This is a genomic window from Sinomonas sp. G460-2, assembly GCF_047759905.1.
GTDB lineage: Bacteria > Actinomycetota > Actinomycetes > Actinomycetales > Micrococcaceae > Sinomonas.
The window spans coordinates 1-4981 of the sequence record NZ_JBKZWT010000268.1 but is presented as its reverse complement, the minus strand read 5'-3'; the positions used below and the strand labels follow the sequence as shown (position 1 = coordinate 4981).

The following is a 4981-nucleotide window of genomic DNA, read 5'->3' as shown; positions in this document are numbered from 1 at the left end:
TGCGGGGTCGCGTCCGGACGGTTGCGGGGTCGCGTCCCGACGGTTGCGGGGTCTGGTGGACCGTTGCGGGTCCCTGGGGGTCAGGGGAGGGTAGGATCCTCTGCGTGGAACCGCTCTTTTCTCATGGCTCGCGTCCCGAACCGTCCGAGGAAGGGCACGCGACACTTCCGCCCCGCGTCTACCGGCTGGCCGTTCCGGCGCCCCGCGAGATTGCGTTTTCCGCATTCGTGGGCGACATCCATCTGTGGTGGCCGGACAGCTACACGGGATTCGGTGCCACGACTCACGCTTACGTCGAGGACGGGATCATCGGCGAGGAATCTGAGCTCGGGGAATCCCAGGTCTGGGGGGAAGTGCGGGCTGAGGAACCGCCGTCGTTCGTGGAATTCTCATGGACGCTCGCGTGGCGCCCGGACGCGCCCACCCGGGTGCGCGTCGAGTTCGATGACGATCCCGAGTCGGGGGAGGGCACGCTCGTGACGTTCACCCATGACGGTTGGGCGCGGGGGCCCGAAGGCCGGGACCAATACGAGAAGTACAGCGAATGGCCACTGATCCTGGGCCGCTACGCCGCGTACTTCGGCGTGCCCGCGGACACGGTAGAGACCGTCGAGTAGCCCGTCAGCCCCTGGCCCGGTGGCCCCGAGCCGCAGTCGCCAGTCCCAGCCCCCAGCAGTCGAGCCACTCAGGCCCGTCGCGGGGCCCCGGGGGTCGCGGTGCTCTGCCGCACCACGAACTCTGGCTCGATGATGTCGCTTCGCGGCGCGTCGCCGTCGCCGTCGAGCTGCCGCAGGAGCATGCCGACGGCCGCCGCGCCCTGGCTGCGAGGGTTCTGATCGAACGTCGTGAGGCCGAAGAGCGGGCCGAGGTCGTGGCCGTCGATCCCGACGACCGAAAGATCGTCCGGGACGCGCAGCCCGAGGTCGCGGGCGGCGAGGATCGCGCCGAACGCCATCTCATCCGAGGCGGCGAAGATCGCCGTGGGCCGCCCGCCGGGCGCCGCGAGCAGTCGCTTCGACGCCTCGTACGCGCCGGGAATCGTGAAGTCCGTCGCGGCAAGCCAGGACGGGCGGACCTCGAGGCCCGCGTCCCGCATCGCCGCGAGATACCCCTCGCGGCGGCTCGTGGGCAGGGCGAAGTCGCGCTCGAATTCGGCCGTGCCACTCACATGTGCGATGTCGCGGTGGCCGAGCCCGATGAGGTGTTCGGTGGCGTGACGGGCGACCTCGAAATCGTTGATCCTCAGGGTCGCGACGCCCTCGATTGGGCCACCCACCCCGACGACGGGACGCCGGACTCGAAGGAGCTGTTCGACCTCCGCCGCGGAGAGCTCGAGCGAGACCGCGATGACGCCATCGAGGCGCTGGCGCAGTAGGAAGTCGTTGAGCACGCTTTCGCGATCGTCGGGCTGCTCGCCCGTGCTGTAGAGCGTGAGGTCGTAGCCCGCGTCGAGGAGCGCCTTCGATGCGCCCTCGAGCACGCTCGAGAAGAACCAGCGGGTCACGCTTGGCAGCATGACGCCGATGTTGCGGGTCCTCCCCGAGGCGAGGCTCGAGGCCGTGTACGAGGGGACGAAGCCGAGCTTTGAGGCCGCGTCGAGCACGCGCTGCCGGCTTCGTTCCGACACGTTGCCGCGGCCGCTGAGGGCACGCGAGACGGTCGCCATCGAGACGCCGGCGGATTCGGCCACGTCACGAATGCTGATGACTCCCAACGCGGCCCTCCTTTCTCCTGTTCTCGACGGCGCGGCCCCTAGAACCTGAGCCAGACGGCCTCGCCCGGACCGAGGGCGTTGCCCACGGGTGCGCTCGAAGCAAGCACCTCGCCCGGTGGCAGCTCGACGGGAGTGCAACCGAGGTTCAGCATCACCAGAATAGTGCCGTTGACGAACGCGAGGACGCCGCCCACGCTCAGCTCGTCCGCCCACGCGAGCGAGCCGGCGCCGAGATCGTGCTCGCGGCGGAGCCCGAGCGCCTCGCGGTAGAGGCTCAGGTGGGAGGCCGGATCGGCGGCCTGGGCGTCGCGCGCGAGCTCCGCCCAGAGGCCCGGCTGGGGGAGCCAGCTCGCGCCGCTCGGGCTGAAGCCGTAGGCCGGCCCGGAGGAGGTCCACGGGAGCGGCACCCGGCAACCGTCGCGGCCCACCCGCTCGCCACCCGTGCGGTGGAACGTGGGGTCCTGCCGCTCGTGCGGGGCGATGTCGAGGTTGTCGACGAGGCCGAGCTCCTCGCCCTGGTACAGGTAGGCGCTGCCCGGCAGGCCGAGCATGAAGAGCGACGCCGCGCGGGCCCGGGCGCGCCCGAGGGTCACATCCGGCGTGGGGCCGCCCGCGCCGATTCCGTCGCCGGAGGCAAGATCGCCCTCGGTGAGGCCGAGTCGCGTTGCGTGCCGCACGACGTCGTGGTTGGACAGCACCCACGTGGTGGGAGCGCCGACGGCGTCGAACGCCGAGAGTGATTCGTCGATGACGCCGCGCAGAGGCTCCGGGGCGAACGGCGCCGAGAGGTACCGGAAGTTGAACGCCTGGTGCTGCTGGCCCGGGGCAACCCACTCGGCCATGCGCGGGAGCGGGTCAACGTTGGCCTCGGCGCACAGGATCTTGTCCGCGCCGTACTCGGCGAGCACCTCGCGCCACCGGCGGTAGACGCCCTTGAGCCCGGGCTGGCCGAACATCGGCGCAAGGTGACCCGGGAAGCCGGGGGAGGAGGCGCCGTCGGCCCTTCCGCCCCAGTCCGGCAGGCCCGCGGCCTTGACGAGGGAGTGGGCCACGTCGACCCGGAAGCCGTCCACGCCGCGCTCGAGCCAGAAGCGCAGGATCCGCTCGAACTCGGCGGCGACCGCGGGGTTGTCCCAGTTGAAGTCGGGCTGGGTCGAATCGAAGAGGTGCGCGTACCACTGGCCGGGCGTCCCGTCGGGCTCCGTGACCCGGGTCCACGCGGGCCCGCCGAAGTGCGACTCCCAGTTGTTGGGCGGAAACTCGCCGTGCTCGCCGCGGCCGTTGCGGAAGAGGAACATGTCCCGCTCGGCGCTTCCCGGCCCCGCGGCGAGGGCGGCCTGGAACAGCGCGTGCTCGGACGAGCAGTGGTTCGGGACGAGGTCGACGATGACGCGCAGGCCCAGCGAGCGCGCGGCGGTGCTCAGGGCGTCGAAGTCCTCGAGCGTGCCGAAGAGCGGGTCGACGTCGCAGTAGTCGCTCACGTCGTAGCCGGCGTCGCGCTGCGGGGAGGCGTAGAAGGGCGACAGCCAGATGGCGTCGACGCCGAGCTCGGCGATCTGGTGCAGTTCGCCCGTGATGCCGGGGAGGTCGCCGACGCCGTCGCCGTTCGCGTCGCGGAACGAGCGCGGGTAGATCTGGTAGATGGCGGCGGAGCGCCACCATTCGCGGGACGCGGACGCCGCGTGGACCTCAGTGAGCGGCCCGAAGCCGACTGCAGTCGAAGAGAGCATGCCGGCCATCCTAGGACAAGCCATGCAAATCTGGAAACGCTTGCAGAGTCCAATCTCAGATAGCTGGCTTATCCTCAGCGACAGCTGCTAGGACCGCCCCAAATCACCCTTTGCCAAACCGTCAAACCTGTGTAAGATCTGGAAACGCTTCCACCTGTGAGCTGGGACACGTCGATGGTGTCCCCGCCGCCTGTCCGCGGTCGTGACGCACACAGCGAACACCAGAAGGGAACACCAACGATGGTGCGTTTCACCGATCAGGCGCTCAGCCGCCGCAACTTCACCGTCGGCGCCGCCGGCGCCCTCGCCCTCCTCGGCCTCAGCGCGTGCGGGGCCGCCCAGACCGGCTCGAGCGCGACCGCTTCGCCCTCCGCGTCCAAGAAGGATCTCGCGGCCGCCGGGGCCTCGACGATCACGATGTGGCTCGACGCCGAGCGCGCCCCCGCCCTCAAGGCCGTGGCCGACAAGTTCAAGGCGGACACCGGCATCGAGGTCAAGCTCGTCATCAAGGACTTCGCGGCCGTCCGCGACGACTTCATCACGCAGGTCCCCACGGGCAAGGGCCCGGACCTCATCGTCGGCCCGCACGACTGGCTGGGCAAGTTCGTCCAGAACGGCGTCATCTCCCCGCTCGAGCTCGGCGACAAGAAGGGCTCGTTCCAGGACTCCGCGATCCGCGCCATGACGTTCGGCGGCTCGGTCTACGGCGTGCCGTACGCGATCGAGAACATCGGCCTCATCCGCAACACCGCGCTCGTCGACAGCGCGTCCGCGACGCTCGACGACGTCGTGGCCAAGGGTCAGGCCGCCGTGACCGCGGGCAAGGCCAAGTACGCGTTCCTCGTGGGCCTCGACCCCAAGCAGGGCGACCCGTACCACCTGTACCCGCTCCAGACGTCCATGGGCGTCCAGGTCTTCGGCGTGGATTCGAAGGGGGAATACGACCCGAAGCAGTTCGCACTCGGCGCCGCCGGCTCCGCCGACTTTGCCGCCAAGCTCAAGGCCTGGGGCGACACCGGCACGAAGATCCTCAACTCGAACCTCACGGGCGACATTGCGAAGGAGAAGTTCCTCAACGGCGAGAGCCCGTTCTACCTCACCGGCCCGTGGAACGTGCCGGACATGCAGAAGAAGGGCCTCAAGATCGCGGTCGATCCGCTCCCCACCACGGGCAGCAAGGCCGCGCAGCCGTTCATTGGCGTCAACGGCTTCTACATCAGCTCGAAGAGCGCCAACGCGCTCGCGACCAACGAGTTCGTGGTCAACTACCTCACCACCGAGGACGTGCAGGACTCGATGTTCAAGGCCGGCGGCCGCCCGCCGGCGCTCAAGGCCTCGTTCCAGAAGGCCGCGGGCGATCCGATCGTGAAGGCGTTCGGCGACATCGGCGCCCAGGGCGTGCCGATGCCCGCGATCGCGGCCATGGACTCCGTGTGGGCCGACTGGGGTTCCACGGAGCTGAACATCATCAAGGGCCAGGGCGGCGACCCCGCGGCCCAGTGGGCCAAGATGGCGGACACCATCAAGGGGAAGATCG

4 protein-coding genes are annotated in these 4981 nt (G+C 69.8%); 2 read left to right on the top strand and 2 right to left on the bottom strand.

Going from position 1 to position 4981, the window contains the following annotated elements; translation table 11 throughout:
* The first annotated feature begins 104 nt into the window (after positions 1 to 104).
* Positions 105 to 617: an SRPBCC domain-containing protein gene (locus ACLN58_RS17690; RefSeq protein ID WP_415856559.1), complete on the top strand. Its 513-nt coding sequence runs from the start codon at positions 105 to 107 to the stop codon at positions 615 to 617.
* Between the two features lie 68 nt (positions 618 to 685).
* On the opposite strand, the gene ACLN58_RS17685 is transcribed toward ACLN58_RS17690, so the two are convergent.
* Both ACLN58_RS17685 and ACLN58_RS17680 read right to left on the bottom strand, forming a co-directional pair.
* The gene (locus ACLN58_RS17685; protein WP_415856560.1) at positions 686 to 1699 is read right to left on the bottom strand and encodes a LacI family DNA-binding transcriptional regulator; all 1014 of its coding nucleotides are present in this window, start codon (positions 1697 to 1699) and stop codon (positions 686 to 688) included.
* 53 nt (positions 1700 to 1752) lie between these two features.
* Entirely contained in the window at positions 1753 to 3444 is a 1692-nt protein-coding gene (locus tag ACLN58_RS17680) for a glycoside hydrolase family 13 protein (RefSeq protein WP_415856558.1), read from the bottom strand.
* A gap of 240 nt (positions 3445 to 3684) precedes the next feature.
* On the opposite strand from ACLN58_RS17680, the gene ACLN58_RS17675 reads away from it, so the two are divergent.
* The coding region (locus ACLN58_RS17675) for a sugar ABC transporter substrate-binding protein (RefSeq protein ID WP_415856557.1) at positions 3685 to 4981 on the top strand (1297 nt) is incomplete at its 3' end.